Origin of the sequence: Acidovorax sp. 22279 (assembly GCF_052045435.1) — a bacterium.
GTDB lineage: Bacteria > Pseudomonadota > Gammaproteobacteria > Burkholderiales > Burkholderiaceae_C > Acidovorax > Acidovorax delafieldii.
The window spans coordinates 1-15,132 of the sequence record NZ_JBQEOV010000023.1; the positions used below are offsets into that span (position 1 = coordinate 1).

Annotated in this window: 15 protein-coding genes and 1 pseudogene; 7 read left to right on the forward strand and 9 right to left on the reverse strand. The window is 62.7% G+C overall.

Going from position 1 to position 15,132, the window contains the following annotated elements:
* Positions 1-1,188, forward strand: a 1,188-nt coding sequence (locus ACTJKQ_RS22785) for a Zn-dependent hydrolase (protein WP_440597513.1), incomplete at its 5' end; no start/stop codon positions are given.
* A 79-nt stretch (positions 1,189-1,267) separates the two neighbouring features.
* Here the strand turns inward: ACTJKQ_RS22785 and ACTJKQ_RS22790 are convergent.
* The 3 genes and pseudogenes from ACTJKQ_RS22790 to ACTJKQ_RS22800 all read right to left on the reverse strand — a co-directional run.
* Positions 1,268-1,534, reverse strand: a pseudogene (locus tag ACTJKQ_RS22790) (cytidyltransferase); the annotation flags it as partial.
* 31 nt (positions 1,535-1,565) lie between these two features.
* Positions 1,566-1,982, reverse strand: coding sequence for an SRPBCC family protein (locus ACTJKQ_RS22795; RefSeq protein ID WP_440598173.1), 417 nt, complete (start codon positions 1,980-1,982; stop codon positions 1,566-1,568).
* A 106-nt stretch (positions 1,983-2,088) separates the two neighbouring features.
* Positions 2,089-2,676, reverse strand: a complete 588-nt coding sequence (locus tag ACTJKQ_RS22800) for an NADPH-dependent FMN reductase (RefSeq protein ID WP_440598174.1) — start codon at positions 2,674-2,676, stop codon at positions 2,089-2,091.
* Positions 2,677-2,710: 34 nt separating this feature from the next.
* On the opposite strand from ACTJKQ_RS22800, the gene ACTJKQ_RS22805 reads away from it, so the two are divergent.
* The 6 genes from ACTJKQ_RS22805 to ACTJKQ_RS22830 all read left to right on the forward strand — a co-directional run bounded on the left by ACTJKQ_RS22805 (position 2,711) and on the right by ACTJKQ_RS22830 (position 7,927).
* Positions 2,711-3,430: a GntR family transcriptional regulator gene (locus ACTJKQ_RS22805; protein ID WP_440598222.1), complete on the forward strand. Its 720-nt coding sequence runs from the start codon at positions 2,711-2,713 to the stop codon at positions 3,428-3,430.
* Positions 3,431-3,787: 357 nt separating this feature from the next.
* On the forward strand, positions 3,788-4,648 hold the full coding sequence (locus ACTJKQ_RS22810) for a fumarylacetoacetate hydrolase family protein (RefSeq protein ID WP_440598175.1): 861 nt from the start codon (positions 3,788-3,790) through the stop codon (positions 4,646-4,648).
* A 97-nt stretch (positions 4,649-4,745) separates the two neighbouring features.
* Positions 4,746-5,717 (forward strand): Bug family tripartite tricarboxylate transporter substrate binding protein, encoded by a 972-nt coding sequence (locus ACTJKQ_RS22815; protein ID WP_440598176.1) that lies wholly within the window; start codon positions 4,746-4,748, stop codon positions 5,715-5,717.
* Between the two features lie 29 nt (positions 5,718-5,746).
* On the forward strand, positions 5,747-6,325 hold the full coding sequence (locus tag ACTJKQ_RS22820; protein ID WP_056066523.1) for an amino acid synthesis family protein: 579 nt from the start codon (positions 5,747-5,749) through the stop codon (positions 6,323-6,325).
* A gap of 32 nt (positions 6,326-6,357) precedes the next feature.
* Positions 6,358-7,347, forward strand: a complete 990-nt coding sequence (locus ACTJKQ_RS22825; RefSeq protein WP_440598177.1) for a zinc-dependent alcohol dehydrogenase family protein — start codon at positions 6,358-6,360, stop codon at positions 7,345-7,347.
* 19 nt (positions 7,348-7,366) lie between these two features.
* Positions 7,367-7,927 (forward strand): VOC family protein, encoded by a 561-nt coding sequence (locus ACTJKQ_RS22830; protein ID WP_082565053.1) that lies wholly within the window; start codon positions 7,367-7,369, stop codon positions 7,925-7,927.
* 249 nt (positions 7,928-8,176) lie between these two features.
* Here ACTJKQ_RS22830 and ACTJKQ_RS22835 read toward each other — a convergent pair whose 3' ends face one another.
* The 6 genes from ACTJKQ_RS22835 to boxA form a co-directional block, all read right to left on the reverse strand.
* Complete coding sequence (locus tag ACTJKQ_RS22835; RefSeq protein ID WP_015013846.1) at positions 8,177-8,470, reverse strand: DUF4148 domain-containing protein; 294 nt, start codon at positions 8,468-8,470, stop codon at positions 8,177-8,179.
* 317 nt (positions 8,471-8,787) lie between these two features.
* Positions 8,788-9,378 (reverse strand): DUF2894 domain-containing protein, encoded by a 591-nt coding sequence (locus ACTJKQ_RS22840; RefSeq protein WP_146871618.1) that lies wholly within the window; start codon positions 9,376-9,378, stop codon positions 8,788-8,790.
* Positions 9,375-10,043, reverse strand: coding sequence for an OmpA family protein (locus tag ACTJKQ_RS22845; RefSeq protein ID WP_288851983.1), 669 nt, complete (start codon positions 10,041-10,043; stop codon positions 9,375-9,377). Before ACTJKQ_RS22845 ends, ACTJKQ_RS22840 begins: the two co-directional genes overlap by 4 nt.
* Entirely contained in the window at positions 10,040-12,709 is a 2,670-nt protein-coding gene (locus ACTJKQ_RS22850; RefSeq protein WP_440598178.1) for a DUF802 domain-containing protein, read from the reverse strand. Before ACTJKQ_RS22850 ends, ACTJKQ_RS22845 begins: the two co-directional genes overlap by 4 nt.
* A complete protein-coding gene (locus ACTJKQ_RS22855) occupies positions 12,706-13,506 on the reverse strand; it encodes a DUF3348 family protein (protein WP_440598179.1) in 801 nt (266 codons plus the stop codon). The genes ACTJKQ_RS22850 and ACTJKQ_RS22855 overlap by 4 nt, the downstream gene beginning before the upstream one ends.
* 256 nt (positions 13,507-13,762) lie before the next feature.
* Positions 13,763-15,040, reverse strand: a complete 1,278-nt coding sequence (boxA, locus tag ACTJKQ_RS22860; protein ID WP_260668500.1) for a benzoyl-CoA 2,3-epoxidase subunit BoxA — start codon at positions 15,038-15,040, stop codon at positions 13,763-13,765.
* Positions 15,041-15,132: the final 92 nt, after the last annotated feature.

Sequence of the window (15,132 nt, forward strand, 5' to 3'; positions counted from 1 at the left end):
ATGGAGCTGGCGCAGATCGGCGCCACCCCCAAGGGCGGCGTGTGCCGCTTGACCCTCACCGACCTGGACAAACAGGGTCGTGACTTGGTGACCCGCTGGGCGCGTGAAGCGGGCATGACCGTCACCATCGACAAGATCGGCAACGGCTTCATGCGCCGCCCCGGCCGCAACAACAGCCTGCCACCCATCATGACCGGCAGCCACATTGACACCCAGCCCACCGGCGGCAAGTTCGACGGCAACTACGGCGTGCTCGCCGGCATCGAGGTGGTGCGCACGCTCAACGACCATGGCATCGAAACCGAGGCCCCCATCGAAGTGGCCTTCTGGACCAACGAAGAAGGATCGCGTTTCGTGCCCGTGATGATGGGCTCCGGCGTGTTCGCCAAAGCCTTCACGCTGGATCACGCCTACGCAGCTACCGACACCGAAGGCAAGACCGTGAAAGGCGAGCTGGAGCGCATCGGTTACATCGGAGACCAGGAACCGGGAGACCACCCCATTGGCGCCTACTTCGAAACCCACATCGAACAAGGCCCGGTGCTGGAAGACAACGACAAGACCATCGGCGTGGTCAGCGGCGTGCTGGGCATCCGCTGGTTTGACTGCACCGTCACCGGCATGGAAGCCCACGCAGGCCCCACCCCCATGGCCCTGCGCAAGGACGCGATGCTGGCCGCCACACGCATCATGCAAGACGTAGTCGCCGCCGCCCACCGCCACCCGCCGCACGGGCGCGGCACCGTGGGCATGGTGCAGGTGTTCCCCAACAGCCGCAACGTGATTCCGGGCCGGGTCAAATTCAGCATCGACCTGCGCAACAGCACCGACGCGCTGGTGGACGCCATGGCCGCCGAGGTCAAGGCCTTTGCCGACCAAGTGGCCAAGGAGCATGGCGTGCAAGTCCACATCGAAATGGTGTCCAGCTACCCCGCACAGCTCTTCCAGCCCGAATGCGTGCAGGCCGTGGGCCGCGCCGCCGCCAAGCTGGGCTACAGCCACATGCCTGCCGTCTCCGGCGCGGGGCACGATGCCGTGTACATGGCCAAGCTCGCACCCAGCGGCATGATCTTCATCCCCTGCAAGGACGGCATCAGCCACAACGAGATCGAGGATGCGAAACCCGAGCACATCGAGGCGGGATGCAACGTGCTGCTGCACGCCATGCTGGAGCGGGCTGGTACCTAATGCTATACAAAATATAGCGGCAGATACATGATTCCGTAGCGCTTGCACCCGTTTGGATGCAAAAAGCGGGTGGAACGGATCAGTCCAGCTTCGTCAGCCCCAGAAAGTGGTCCAGCATGTGGAAGTGGTCTTCGAAGAATTCCTCTTCCAGGCCTGCCAGCTGGTCGATGGGGATCCACTGCACCAGCGCTGCATCGTCATCGGCCTGCACCACCGGGAAGGGCGCATCGCCCAGGTCAAAGTAGTGTGCATGCGTGATGGTGCGACCGCGCTGGCTGCGGTCGGGGTGGTCGAACACGGCCACTGACTGCAGTGCGGCGCGCATGCGGGCCTCGGGCAGGTTGCATGTACGGGCAAGAGGCTCTGCGAGCTGGCCGCTATTGCCGCGCCAGCTTTGCGACCACGTGGCTGGAAAAGTTGTCCAGGATAGCCTGCCAGCCGGCTCGCTGCTGCTCTTCGGAGTGCGTTTGCTCCCCGTCGAATGTGACCGTAACTTTGACTCCGTCCGTGCCCTCGTTGAACTCAACGAGTCCTGCTCGATCTCCGAAGGCGTATTCGATGAGCTGGCACGGCACAACCTTGGTGTATTCACCTGCAAAGTCAAACCCGAATGAGCCGTCCTTCGCCTCCATGCGAGAGGAGAACTTGCCACCTGGCCGCAGATCCACCGACGAGGTGGTCGTGTGCCAGTCTGGGGACGCTGTATTCCATTGTTTGATGTCTTCGGGTGTTGTGTATGCCCGCCAGACTTCTTTCAACGGTGCGGCAACCACAGTTGAGACGGTGATCTTCATGAGCGAACTCCATTCGGGTGACCCGGCACATATTCAAAGATTGGGTGCCGAGTCCAGCCCTATCGGCACTGGCCGCTAAAACCCGGCCTTATTAGCGACTTCTGTCTCAGACTTGTTGGCTGCGCGCGGCGATCCACCGGATCTCCTCGACCAGCTCGTGCAATCCTGTTTGGATGATATCCAGAGTAGGCTTGTCCACTAAGTGACCGTCTTGTATGCGCGCGGCGACTCCCGCAATGGCGATGTGCTGCCGCACCAAGGGGCGTGCCAGTGTGGCTGCCAATGCATCACGAATTTGGGCCTGTGCCCGCACTCCCCCTGCCGTGCCTGGCGACGCCGTCATGATGAGCGCGGGCTTGCCCTTGAGAGGAGATGCAAATCCCGGCCGTGAAGCCCAGTCGATCGCGTTCTTGAGTACCCCGGGTATGCCGTAGTTGTACTCAGGAGAACACAGTACCAGGCCATCCGCACGTTCAATGGCGTTCTTGAGCTGGACGACTGGAGGCGGTGGTTGCTCCCCATCCAGATCTGCGTTGTACATGGGGATCTCGTCGAGAGCGAACAACTCCAGTGTGGTTCCAGAAGGTAGCAGCGGCTGGAGGCTTCGCAGCACGGCAGTGCTGTGCGACGCGCGGCGAAGGCTTCCGGAGATGGCGAGGAGGCGGATAGGACGTGTCATCTGGTTGGTGTTCATTGAGATTCTTTCGTTCTTTCAATGCCTGAAGTTTATGCATAAAATTCAAAACATGTACAAAACAGACACATCCCCTCGCACCCCGCCCCTGGTGGATCAGGCCTTCGCGCAATTGCGCAGGGATGTGTTGAATGGCACCTACGGTCCAGGCGCCAAGCTCAAGCTCGATGAACTGCAAGCTGCCTACGGCTTTTCCAGCAGTCCGTTGCGGGAGGCGCTGAGTCGTCTGGCCCAGGAGGGGTTGATCCGGGCAGATGAACGGCGAGGGTTTCGTGTAACGGCGATTTCTGCAGAGGACTTGGGCGACATCACGCGCATGCGTGTGATGCTTGACGTTCAGGCGCTGCGCGAATCGATTGCCCACGGTGACGACGTGTGGGAGGCGCAAGTAGTGGGGGCATTTCACCGCTTGGAGAAGGTAGAAGGCCGACTTAGCGATGGTCCGGTCGTTTTGGACCAAGGGTGGACGGACGTGCACACTGCCTTTCACATGGCACTGATTTCAGCCAGTCCATCAGAGCGCCTGCGGACGTGGAGTGCAAGCCTCTTCGACCAGGCGGAGCGTTACCGGCGGTTTTCAGCGCGCTTTCGCAAGACCTTTAAGCACAAATCCAGCGAGCATCGTAAGCTCATGGACGCTACGCTGCGGCGCGATGCAGACACCGCCTGTGCACTCTTGCAAGAGCACATCTTGAGTACCGAGCGCAATGTGCTCTTGGTGCTGAGCAAGCTGGAGCACGGTCAGGGAGGCTGACCCTCCACTGCCATTGCGAGCCAGAGCATGGTCTAGGTACAGGCATTTCGCCGGTTCCTGGGCAGCCCTGCCCCTCCTCATTCCTGGTTGCACCCGACTCGCGTGGTGCAGAGCCCGCATGCATCGCGCATGTGGGCTTTTTCGCTTCTGAGTTCCCCATTTCCGTTGTCTGCAAGTGCCTTTTCTTGCGCAAGGGGCCAAGCAAGTTCCCTCAAATCGCTCGGTGTAAACCACTACGCATAATTTGTATTTTGTGCATAAAAATACATTCATGCACTAGATTCGAAGATTCAAAAGTTCAAGTTCTGATCGTTGTGCCTTCTCAGATTCCTCTTTCATCCCTTTTCTAGGAAACCCATGAAGCTGATGTCCTACTCAATCGCCGGCCGTGAAACCTGGGGTGCCGTCCTCGGTGAAGGTGTTGCCGAACTGGCGATCCGAACCGGCCATGCCACGCTGGCTGGCTTCATCGCAAGCCCGGACTTCGCGCGCCGGGATGAGTTGGTGGCAGATCTCAAGGCCGACGCAAAGTTGGCCGAAGTGACGTATCTGCCGGTGATTCCTCGCCCCGAAAAAATTGTCTGCGCGGTGCGCAACTACATGGATCACCACCAGGAGGTGCTCGCTGCTGGCATGCAGCGCGAGCTGTCCGAGCAGCCGCCGATCTTCTTGCGCGTGTGGCGTTCACAGACGCCACATCAAGGTCCGATCGTCCGTCCCCATGTTTCGGAGTCACTGGATTGGGAAGGCGAGCTGGCCGTAGTGATTGGCAAGGAAGGTCGTGACATCAGCGAGGCAGACGCCTGGGCGCACATTGCAGGCTATAGCTGCTACAACGATGCCAGCGTGCGTGAGTGGCAGTTCCATGCCAAGCAGATCGCCTCCGGCAAAAACTTCGAATCCACTGGCGCTTTCGGTCCCTGGATGGTGACTGCAGACGAGATCGCGCCTGGTCGCGAACTCAAGCTGGAGACGCGTCTGAACGGCGTTGTGGTGCAGTCCAGCCATACAGGGCACATGATTTTTTCGATCCCCCGCCTGATTGCGTATGCCTCCACCATTTTTACGTTGGTCCCCGGTGACGTGATCATCACTGGCACTCCTGCCGGCGTGGGCTGGAGCAAGAAGCCGCCGCAGTTCATGAAACCTGGCGACGTCGTGGAAGTGGAGATTGAAGCCATCGGCGTGCTGCGCAATCCAGTGGTTGCGCAGGGCTGACCATCGTTTGGCGTCATTTACCCGTTCGATCTTCCATCCAGACCCTGCAAGGGTAGAGCAAGGCCCCACGCGGCCGCCGCCCACGGAGACAAACACCATGCAAAGAAGACACGTCCTGGCCGCCTGCAGCGCGGCCGCTCTTGGATGGCCGGCGCTGCCGGCCCTGGCCCAAGCCTATCCCGAGCGAGCGATCAAGCTCTATCAGGGGTTCGCTCCTGGTGGAAATGCGGACGCCATCGCCCGCGCTGTGGGCGCAGAGATGGCCAAAGCCTTGGGCCAGGCCGTGGTGGTGGAGGCACAGTCTGGAGCCGGCGGCACCATCGCCGCCACCACAGTAGCGCGGGCAAAGCCCGATGGATACACGTTGCTGCTCGCCACCGGGGGGCATGCGGTGGCGGGCGCTCTCTACAACACGCTCCCCTACAAGTCAGTTGCGGACTTCGAGATGGTTTCCACGATCACCTTCTTTCCATTCCTGATGGTTGTCAACGCCAATTCGAAAGTCCAGAGCCTGCGTGAAGTCATCGCAAACGCGCAGGCCACACCGGGATCGGTTGGCTACGGGACTGCGGGCGTGGGCTCAACCCACCATCTGGCGGGCGAGCTGCTGGCCAAGATGGCTCGAGTCAATCTTTTGCACGTTCCCTATCGGGGCGATGCTGCATCAATCACGGCGCTGCTGGCAGGCGATGTGCCATTCATCATCGCTCCGCCGACCGCGGTATTGACCAACATCCAGGCGGGGAAGCTGCGCGCCATCGCAACCACCGGCCCCCAACGGTGGCCAGGCCTGCCCAATGTTCCCACCGTCGTGGAGCAAGGTGTGACGGGCTATGACGTGCGCTCGTGGGCCGGCCTTCTGGCGCCCGCAGGAACACCCCGACCGATCGTTGATCGCCTCAATGCGGAGGTGCTTCGTGCGCTACAGGCGCCAGCAGTACGGCAGCGTCTGGAGGACATGGGTGGCGAAGCACGCGGCAGCTCGCCCGAGGAAATGAAGGTCATGGTGAGCCACGAGATCGAAAAATGGCAGCAGGTAGTGGCTGATGCCAAGATTCCCAAACAATGACTCCAATCACCTTGTCGAAGGACTTTTGAATGAACTTGATCGCTATCCGCAAACGCAGCCTGACCATTGAAACGGTGTACCACGAGGGCGGACCACCGGTAGACACGCCGCTGCGCATCGCTTCTGCTTGCGCTGTGATTCGCAATCCTTACGCTGGCCGCTATGAGCCAGATCTGCTGCCCTTCATGGCCGAGCTGCGCACCCTCGGTACGATGCTCGCTGAAGAGCTGGTGGCTACGCTGGGCAAGGAAAAAGTACAGGCCTATAGCAAGGCAGCCATCGTCGGCGTGAATGGCGAGTTGGAGCATGGCGCCGTCTGGCATGAAGCGGGGGGCTGGGCAATGCGACAAGTGCTGGGTGAACCCAAAGCCATCGTGCCGTCGGCGAAGGCCGTGGCCGCTACGGGCTACCGCTTGATGGTGCCACTGCATTACATCCATGCGGCCTATGTCCGCAGCCATTTCAACAGTGCCGAGGTGGGGATCCAGGACGCGCCCCGCCCCGACGAAATCCTTTTCGCACTGGTGATGGCCGATGGCGGACGCGTCCACTCGCGCCTGGGCGGCCTGACGCGCGAGCAGGTGTCTGTACACGACGGCCAGCGCTGAGGTTAGACATGGCGACTTCTTCCACTCGCACGATGAAGGCCGTGCAGCTCCAGGTCACGGGTGGTCCGGAGGTTCTGTCTTTGGTGGACATCCCTCTACCTCATCCCGGACCGGGTCAGGTACGCGTCCGGGCTCATGCCATAGGCGCAGGTGGGCCGGACGTTCTGATTCGCAACGGTACTTACAAGTGGATGCCCCCACTGCCCGCGGTGCCCGGCAATGAGCTGTCCGGGGTCATCGATGCCATCGGCGAGGGCGTCACCCGCCTGTCTGTGGGTGACCGCGTGCTGGTCAGTGCACGAGAGTTGCCACAGCGCGGGGGCTGCTACGTGCAGGCGATCTGCGTGCCCGAAGTTGTGCCATTTGTGCTGCCTGAGAGCATTGCGTTCGAGGACGCGGTGAGTCTCGGTAACTTCCAGCTCGCACTGGCGCTACTGGCCAGCAACGGCAATCTACCCGCTAAAGCGATCCTGATTCCCGGTGCAGCAGGTGGGGTTGCCACCGCGCTGGCACAGGTGGCGCGCTCGCGAGGCCTGCGCGTCATCGGTACTGCATCAACCCCGGAAAAACGCCAGTTCGCCTTGGAAAACGGAGTCAGCGATCTTGTTGATGGCGACGTGCAGGCCCTGCCGCAACGCGTCATGGAGCTCACTGGGGGACGTGGCGTCGACCTCGCTTTTGATCATGTGGGTGCGGCGCTGTTTATCGCCTGTCTGCGGTCGCTGGCCCCCTCAGGCATGGCGGTGTCGTACAACATCCTTGCAGGCCCACCATCGAGTGATGTGTTCGATGAGCTTCGCAAACTGCTCGCCAAGAGTCTGGCGATACGCACCTTCTCCATTCACGCGGTGGATGCCGATGTGGCTCAGCGCCGCGGCTTGATGGAGCAAGCCATTGCGCTCATGGCGAGTGGCCAGGTGCGTGCACCGCGTGCCATGCGCATGCCACTGGCAGAGGTTCGTCAGGCTCATGAGCTGTTGGACACCGGCGGCACGCTGGGCAAGCTGGTCCTCATTCCCTGAACCCATGGAGTCTTGCAACGTGAATCCACCCTATACCGCCAATCTCGCTCACTGTGGCATTTTTTGCCGTGACCTGGAGGTGATGAAGGCTTTCTATACCGGAGTGTTCGACATGCAGGAGACGGATCGTGGCGAGGGCGTGACCTTTCGCTTCGAGATCGTGTTTCTGAGCGGGCGTGGTGATCAGCACCACCAGTTGGTGCTGGCTGGAGGGCGGGGTGAAGATGCACCGAGCACCGTGATGCAGCTGTCGTTCAAGGTCCAGACCATTGATCATCTGCGCGAGGCGCGTCGCCGCGCGTTGGCACTGGGCGCGTCGAAGATGCGTGGGCTTAACCACGGGAATGCGATATCCATTTACTGCATGGACCCGGAAGACAACACTGTGGAGGTTTATCTGGACACTCCTTGGTACGTGAGCCAGCCCCACGGTGATCCTTTGGACCTGGATCAGGATGACGAAGCCATCTGGGCCCAGACGGAGCGTGTGGTGCGTTCGGACCCCAGCTTTATGCCGGTATCCGAGTGGGCTGCGCAGTTTGCTGAACGACGCGCGGCATTGAAGGCCGGGAGCGCGTAGCGAACGCTCGTTTTTCGCGATAACGCGAAGGCTTTCGGCTTGGAGATGCAACAGGCGTTCGACGTTTTGCTTGTGTTCGCACGCAACAAAAAGGGCTCCCAATGGGAGCCCCGTTTGCTTGACCAGTGCGGGAGTGAGTGCTTGTCTAAAACACTCCCCATGGCAACAGCACCCGCACCGCGCGAAGTGCCACCGCCATGGGAAGTCCCGCAACTGCTTCAATCCAACCCGAGCAGTTGGTCTGCCAAATTACATGGCGCTGAATTCGCCAGAAGGGATCTGGCCGGTGCGCACGGCTTCGGCAGCCTGTGCACGCACTGCAGCGCGGTCAGCGGTGGACTTGTAGGTCACCACACGCGAGCCTGCGGGTTCCATGTTGTGGGTCTTGGCTTCCACTACAGCTTCGGCTTGCACTTCAGCGCGGGTGCGGTTCGTGTCGAACTTCAGGGCAAATTGCGAGCCATCGGCTTCGTCGGCATGGGCGCCAAAAGCGGCGAAAGCGGCAACAGCGGCAACGGAGAGGAAACGGGCGGTCTTGTTCATGATGAAAATCCTTAAAAGCTAAAAAAGCGTCTCAAAAAAGCCGGATCAAAAACCATTCCTGAACCGGGTTCGGTGAGTCGCCTTGCGGGTTCGGCTCATCGATGGGATGAACTGTACGCCGATGGTGTTCAGGGAAAAACCACCCAGTCGCAAACTAACTGTTCCAGTTTTGAAAACAATGGCTGGGCCACGTACTGTGACGTTTCGCGTCAGTGGTTGGAGGCGCCGAAGCGTCAGTTTCCATCGCCCCGGGCGTTGGGCCGGGGACTACACAGCCGTGGTTTGTGCCCTGGCTGCAGGCCTGCGGATCTATCGGTCTATGGCTTGTTGCGTGTCTTGCGCACCGAACGCGGAGCGGGGCTTGTGGCTCGGGTGCTTGCCTGATCCAGCCACAGTAAGGTGTCCATTTGCGCCATGAAATGGCGCAAATAGTCGGGGGACAGGGAGCGCATCAGGTTGAGTGAGCGCAGCATCAGCTTGTGGGCGTTGAGTGGCCCGGCGTTCTCAGGCCCCCTGTGCAGGGCCTGCACCACCTGCTGCTCGGCGGCGATGTGCGACCAGACCTCGCTGAAATGGCGCACGCTTTTGAGCGCGGGCAATGGAGCGCTGTCCATCGCAAAGGGGTCGTCCCTGGCGATGCTGCGCCGAGGGGTTCCCAGGGTTTGGTTCAGTTGTGCCAGCGCAGATGCTGCAGGGGCGGGGCGTTGGTTGCCCTGTGATGGAGGTGTGTGGGGCGGGCTTTCGGGGTAGCTCGCCAGCGCCGTATCGAGCTTGTGCGCCAACAGCCGCTGCACGGCCGCTGATTGGCCAGGCAGGCGGCGCGCCAGGATCTCCAGGTAGTGAAAACGCGCGGGGTCGTTGTGGTGCGCGCCCACTGCACGCAATGCCTCCAGACGGGGATCTGTCATGGTGCGCGGGGAGACTCGGTGGACCGGGTGTTGGCGGCCTTGGGGACTGGGGCCATCTCCACCCGGCGGTTTTGTGCACGGCCTTTTTCGTCGCTGTTGTCAGCCACGGGTTGTTCGGCGCCAAAGGCTGCGGCGAACACCTGGGACGATGGCATGCCCTCGTCAATCAGAGCCCGGGTCACGGTGAGTGCACGCTGGGCTGACAGCTCCAGGTTGTCCGCAAAACGCTTCTGGCTGCCGCGTAGCAGCGCGGTGTTGTCGGTGAAGCCGCTGACCATCAGCATTTCGTCGCGCTCCCGCAAGTAAACCCCCAACGGCTGAACCAGACTCTTGAGCAGTTGCCGTCCCTCGGCACGCAGTTCGTCCGAACCGGTGGCAAACAGCACGCTGCCGCTGATACCAATGCGCCCGTTGTTCACCGTCACGCGCCCGCTGGCCAGCGGAATGGCCAGGGCCTTCTCAAGCGCCATGCGCCGCTGCTCTTCCATCTGGCGCTTTTGCACTTCCTGCTGCAGGCTGGCCACCAGGTCGATCTGCACCACCAGCACGCCCACGAGGATCAGTACAAACGCACCCAGCAGCCCCGCCATCAGATCGCCGAAGACGGCCCACACCGGTGCCGTCTGGTCGGTAGCATCATCCAGGGTGTCGTCCACGCCGGTCACGCGGGCGCCCCTTGTTCTGCCGTGGCCTTGCCATGCAGTCGACGCAGGTCTTCCACGATGCCTTGTTGTGCGCTGATGCTCAGGTCAATCACCTCGCGGGCCTGCGCCACGTAGTACGCCAGCTGTTCGTCGCTGCGGCCCATGGACTCGCGAAGGGCGTCCTCCATGCCTTGCAGGCTCTCCACGAGCTTCTCGTTGCTGGCGCTGAACAGGCCGACGCCGTGCTGGAAGGATTCCCCCAGGCTGGACAACTCGATGGCGCTGGCCGCAACCTGCGCTGCCACTTCGTCCACCTTGCCCGCCTGTGCGCCCAGGGCCTGTGCAAACTGCTGGCCCGCCTGTTCGAGCACCTCGGCGGCGGAACCCACCAGTGCGTCAATGGCCGCGCGCTGCTGCACAGCGGCTTCGTTCACGGATTGCAGCAGGCTGCCCAGCTGCTGTGTCATGGCCGTGCGCTCGGCCAGTGCGATGTTGTCGCGTTCGTCCAGGCGTGTCATTTCCTGTCGCAACTGGGTAATGACTTCGGCCGCCGCTTGCGGCACTTCGGAGGCGGTCTGCAGCAGGCGCGTGAAGGGGGCTTCCAGCGCAGCGCCCAGGGTGGCCAGGTGCTCTGCCACGGCGGCTTGCAGAGTATCCAGGCGGTCCACTGCCGCCTGTCCGCGCGCGGCTTCTGCATCGCGCAGGGTGGTCAGTTCCTCGCGCCACACCAGGGTCAGCGCATCCATGCGTTGCCCCTGGGCTTGCACCCATTGCGCTTCGTTGTCGATGCGTGTGCGCAGCAGGGCGTCGGATTGCTCCATCAGCGCGGTGGCGCTGCCCAATGTACGGTCCACCTGGGCGTTCAGTCGCAGACTCACTTGCGTGGCGGTGTCTTCCAGGGTCTGCATCAGGGCGCGCTGTTGTTCCACGGTCTGTGTGGCTGCACGCTGCCATTCAGCGCTGAGCGTGTGGGCCAGTCTCTCCAGGGACTGGCTCCAGCCTGCCAGCCGTTGCGCATCGGCGTCGCGCTGCGCCTGCTGAGCATCGGTGACGGTGCTTTGCAACGCAGCCAGCAAAGCCTCGGAGCGTTCTTCAAATGCGTTGTTGGCTGACTGCAGGCGGTGCTCCAGCTGCTGGGCCGCTTGGGCGAGTGCCGCGCCGGTTGTCTGGTGCTGTTCGGCAGTTTGTGCCCCCGCGCTTTGCCATTCGCCGCTGAGTTTCTGGGCCATCTGGTGCATGGACTGCGTCCAGTCGGCGAGCCGCTGCGTATCCGCAGCGCGCTGCGCACCGTGGGCTTCGGCTACCGTCGCCTGCAGTGTGGTGACCAGGGCTTCGGCCTGTTGTGCAAATGCCTGGGTGGTGGCTTGCAATTGCCGGTCCATCTGCTGTGCCGTGCGCTCCAAGGCCTGGCCCACCTCCTGCTGCTGGGCCAGCGTCTGGTTGCCCGCTTGATGCCATTCGCTGGCCAGGTTGCGAGCCATGTCCTGCATGGAGTGCTCCCAGCCTTGGAGTCGCCGCTGGTCGGACTCCGCCTGGGCAGCCTGTTGCTGTGCAGCCGATACGTGCAGGGAGTCCAGCAGTGTTTTCGATCGTTCGTCGAAAGTCTGCGTGAGCTTTTGCACTGCAACCTCAAACTGGGTGATCAGCGTGCCCTGTGTGTTCGACTGCTGGTCGAGCGCCTGGGCCCAGGTGTCGGCCACCTTGCGTGCTGTACCCTCCCATTGCGCACTGAGGCTTTGCAGCTGCTGGCCTGTGTGCTCTCGCAGCCGCTCGTGGGTGCGCTGGGACTCTTGTGCCAGCGTCGCCATGGCCTGTTCCACCACCGGGCGCATGGCGGCGGTGGCCTGCTGGGCACTGGTGCTCAGGCTGTCTTGCAGCGATGTACCCACGGACTGCGCCAATTGGGTGTACGCGGCAGAGGCCTCTTGATGAAACCCCTGCTGTTGCGCCAGCAGCTGGTCGTTGAGCTGGCTGTGGCGGCGCTCCAGTCCTTCCATCATGGCTTGCAGGCGATCGGCAATCAGCGGCAGGGCCTGGGCCTGCGCTTGCAGGGCCAGCAAGGTGTCCTCACGCCGTTGGGCGGACGAGAAGGCACGGAACAGCGTGGGGATGCGCGCATCCAGCTGGCGCACCGCCTGCAGCCTCTCCCGGCGGCTCAGGGCGGACAACAGGCCCAGTGCGGACGATGTGGCGACCCCCGCGACGGACGTGCCGAACGACAGACCCAGCCCCTTGATGGGCGCAGCCAGTGCATTGCGGATGGATTCCAGGTTGCCTGAGGCCTCCAGGGCAAACACGGCGGCGTGGAACGTCACCACCATGCCCACGAAGGTGCCCAGCATGCCCAGCATGACCAGCAGCCCCACCAGGTAAGGCGTGAGTGCAGGTCCAGGCAGGGCTACACGCTCCCCTTCGATACGTTGGCGAACCGGGTGGCGCAGTGCGGGGTCCAGGCTTTCCAGCCAGGCATCCAGGGCAGGGGGCTCTTGATGGGCCTCTAGCGCACGCGTCAGCGAGGCGGTGGCCGCGCGATAGCGCATCAGCTCCCAGGCTCCCAGCAGGTAGGTGGCGGCGATCATCACCGTCATTGCCAGTGCCAGCGGGCTGTGGCCCACAAAACCCCAGCCCACCCAGCCAGCGGCCGCAAGGCCCGCAGCGAAGATGGCTGTCATCACACTCTTGTTCATTCCTGTTGTCCTGTTGTGTCGTTCTGGGCTGCTTCCAGCAGTCCCGTGATCGGTTCCATGCGCGTTTGCAGCTCTGCGGCAAGTAGGGCCTGCATGTCGCGCTCGAAGGCCCACAGCCAGCCTCCGGCCTGCCGCCAGCGCGCAGGCTCATCGGTCAACCCTTGGGTGATCAGCCTGTGCTGGTGTTGCCGGTGGCGGTGCGCCATACGGCGCTCCAGGTGCGCGGGCAGCAAGGCCCACAGCCGTTGTTCACGCGGTGCCAACATGCGCTCCATCACGGCGTCCAGCGCCGCCACCTGGCGCAATCTGGGGGAGCCTTGTGCGATCGCCTGGCGCAACTGTGCCCGAAGGGGCTGCAGCCGCAGCTCCATCTGCTTTTGCAGGTCCAGATAGCGTGGCGCGTGGGTGGCGAAATCCGTGTCCACCCTCGGGTCGGGCAGTTCCACGGGGGTGTTGTCCGCCCGGGCTCGCAGTGGCTTGGGTGCAGTGGGCCTCGTGGCCAGCTGCACTTCGAGGTCGGCCTGAACCTTCGCTACCAGGCCGGCGAGTACCGTCATGTTCAGCGCCAGTGCCGGGTGCTGTGCAGTCGCCGCCTGCGACGGCAGGTTCTCGATCGCGTGCAGCGCCCGGCTGAGCTGGACGGCGTCCACGGTTCCCAGCCATAGGCTCAGCTGCTCTGCCACATCGGGGGGCTTGGCTGCTGGTAGCGGAGGCGCGGCCCGCTCGCTGGCTTCCCGCGTCCATTGCTGGAGCAGGACCACGAGGCGTGAGCTGTTGAGTCGGTGGTGTTGGGTCATCCCGTGAAGGCTGTGCACTGGGTGGGCACGGCCGAGCGGGACGGTCCGGCGGCGCGTGCATCGGGGGAAGGAGTCCTCCCGAAGGCAAAGCCCGCTATTTTCGCAGGAACGACAGACCAGTCTGCCAGTCAGCCTCCGGCGTTGCAGCTGTTACAAAGGGAAAGGGCTCCATGCAGCGCCTCGAGGCCCGGCCAATGGGCCTTTTTGGGGGGGGCGCCATGGCTTGGGTTTGGCTCAGGCCGATGCCATGCCCGCCTCAGTACGTCTCCAGATGCAGTCGCCCTTCGCGCTGAAGCGTCCCACCCAGGGCGTCCCAGCTCAGCCCCGCCTCCTGGGCGATGTCACGCAGCGCCATCACCACGCCTTCTTCCATGCCCTTGAGGCCGCAGACGTAGAAGTGGCTGTTGTCATCGCGCAGCAGGGCCAGCAGGTCGGCGGCGCGCTCGCGCATCAGGTCTTGCACATAGCGCTTGGGCTGCCCGGGCGTGCGGGAGAAAGCCAGGTTGATGTCGATGAAATCCTTGGGCAGGCTTTGCAGGGGGCCGAAGTAGGGCAGTTCCTGCTGCGTGCGTGCGCCGAAGAACAGCAAGAGCTTGCCGCCCTCAAACTTGCCGCTGTTGCGCAGCCTGCGCCGCCACTCGGTCATGGCGCGCATGGGCGCGCTGCCGGTGCCGGTGCAAATCATCACGATGTGCGATCGCGGATGGTTGGGCATGAGGAAGCTGCTGCCGAACGGCCCCACCACCTGCACCTTGTCGCCTACCTTCAGATCGCAAACGTAGTTGGAGGCAACGCCTCGCACAGGGTTGCCATCGTGGTCCACGGTCACGCGCTTCACAGTCAGCGCCAGGTTGTTGTAGCCGGGGCGTTCGCCGTTGCGCGGGCTGGCCACCGAGTATTGGCGCGCGTGGTGGGGTTTGCCCAGCGCATCGGCGCCCGGCGGGATGATGCCAATCGATTGCCCTTCCAGCACGGGGAACGGCATGCTGCCGAAATCGAGCACCACATGGTGGGTCTCGCTCTCAAAACCCACCTCGGTGCAATTGAAGTTGCCGACCACGGTGGCTGTGGTCGGGTTTTTGGGCGGAAAAAGATTGGTGTAGGGATGGGCTGCAGACCAGGGCGGTACCGTGGCTCCGTACTGGGCGGAGCGAAAAACCTGCGTGCCCGGCTCAGCAGGCGCTTCGGGGGCTTGCTGCAGCGCCGTTACCTCTGTGGCGGGCTCTCCGCCTGCTGCGACCAGTTCATGGGGGGCAAGCTCGCCCGGCAGTTCTTCCCAGCTGAACTGTTCCTCAACGGTGTAGGCGCGGGCCACTGGCACCGCACGCCAGTTATCGATGGAACCCGTGGGGCAGGGCGAGATGCAGGCCATGCAGCCGTTGCACACATCGGCTCGCACCACGTAGTTGTTGTCGTCGTGCGTGATCGCGTTGACCGGACAGGTGGCCTCGCAGGTGTTGCAGCGAATGCAGATCTCCGGGTCGATCAGATGCTGCTTCAGGATGCCGTTGTCGATCAGCGTGTGGGTGTCCATATTCATTCTTCGAGCAATATCCGGCTACCAGTGCTGGGACCTTGCATACAGTGGAGGCATTCGGTGTGCCACAACGCAGAGCCCGCTTCGCC

What these genes read in the sequence shown, in the direction of transcription:
- ACTJKQ_RS22835 (WP_015013846.1), bottom strand. Translation starts at nt 8,470, where the DNA reads ATGAACAAGACCGCCCGTTTCCTCTCCGTTGCCGCTGTTGCCGCTTTC.
- ACTJKQ_RS22795 (WP_440598173.1), bottom strand. Translation starts at nt 1,982, where the DNA reads ATGAAGATCACCGTCTCAACTGTGGTTGCCGCACCGTTGAAAGAAGTC.
- ACTJKQ_RS22820 (WP_056066523.1), top strand. Translation starts at nt 5,747, where the DNA reads ATGAACTTGATCGCTATCCGCAAACGCAGCCTGACCATTGAAACGGTG.
- ACTJKQ_RS22815 (WP_440598176.1), top strand. Translation starts at nt 4,746, where the DNA reads ATGCAAAGAAGACACGTCCTGGCCGCCTGCAGCGCGGCCGCTCTTGGA.
- ACTJKQ_RS22810 (WP_440598175.1), top strand. Translation starts at nt 3,788, where the DNA reads ATGAAGCTGATGTCCTACTCAATCGCCGGCCGTGAAACCTGGGGTGCC.
- ACTJKQ_RS22850 (WP_440598178.1), bottom strand. Translation starts at nt 12,709, where the DNA reads ATGAACAAGAGTGTGATGACAGCCATCTTCGCTGCGGGCCTTGCGGCC.
- ACTJKQ_RS22825 (WP_440598177.1), top strand. Translation starts at nt 6,358, where the DNA reads ATGAAGGCCGTGCAGCTCCAGGTCACGGGTGGTCCGGAGGTTCTGTCT.
- ACTJKQ_RS22805 (WP_440598222.1), top strand. Translation starts at nt 2,711, where the DNA reads ATGCATAAAATTCAAAACATGTACAAAACAGACACATCCCCTCGCACC.
- ACTJKQ_RS22855 (WP_440598179.1), bottom strand. Translation starts at nt 13,506, where the DNA reads ATGACCCAACACCACCGACTCAACAGCTCACGCCTCGTGGTCCTGCTC.
- ACTJKQ_RS22840 (WP_146871618.1), bottom strand. Translation starts at nt 9,378, where the DNA reads ATGACAGATCCCCGTCTGGAGGCATTGCGTGCAGTGGGCGCGCACCAC.
- boxA (WP_260668500.1), bottom strand. Translation starts at nt 15,040, where the DNA reads ATGGACACCCACACGCTGATCGACAACGGCATCCTGAAGCAGCATCTG.
- ACTJKQ_RS22800 (WP_440598174.1), bottom strand. Translation starts at nt 2,676, where the DNA reads ATGAACACCAACCAGATGACACGTCCTATCCGCCTCCTCGCCATCTCC.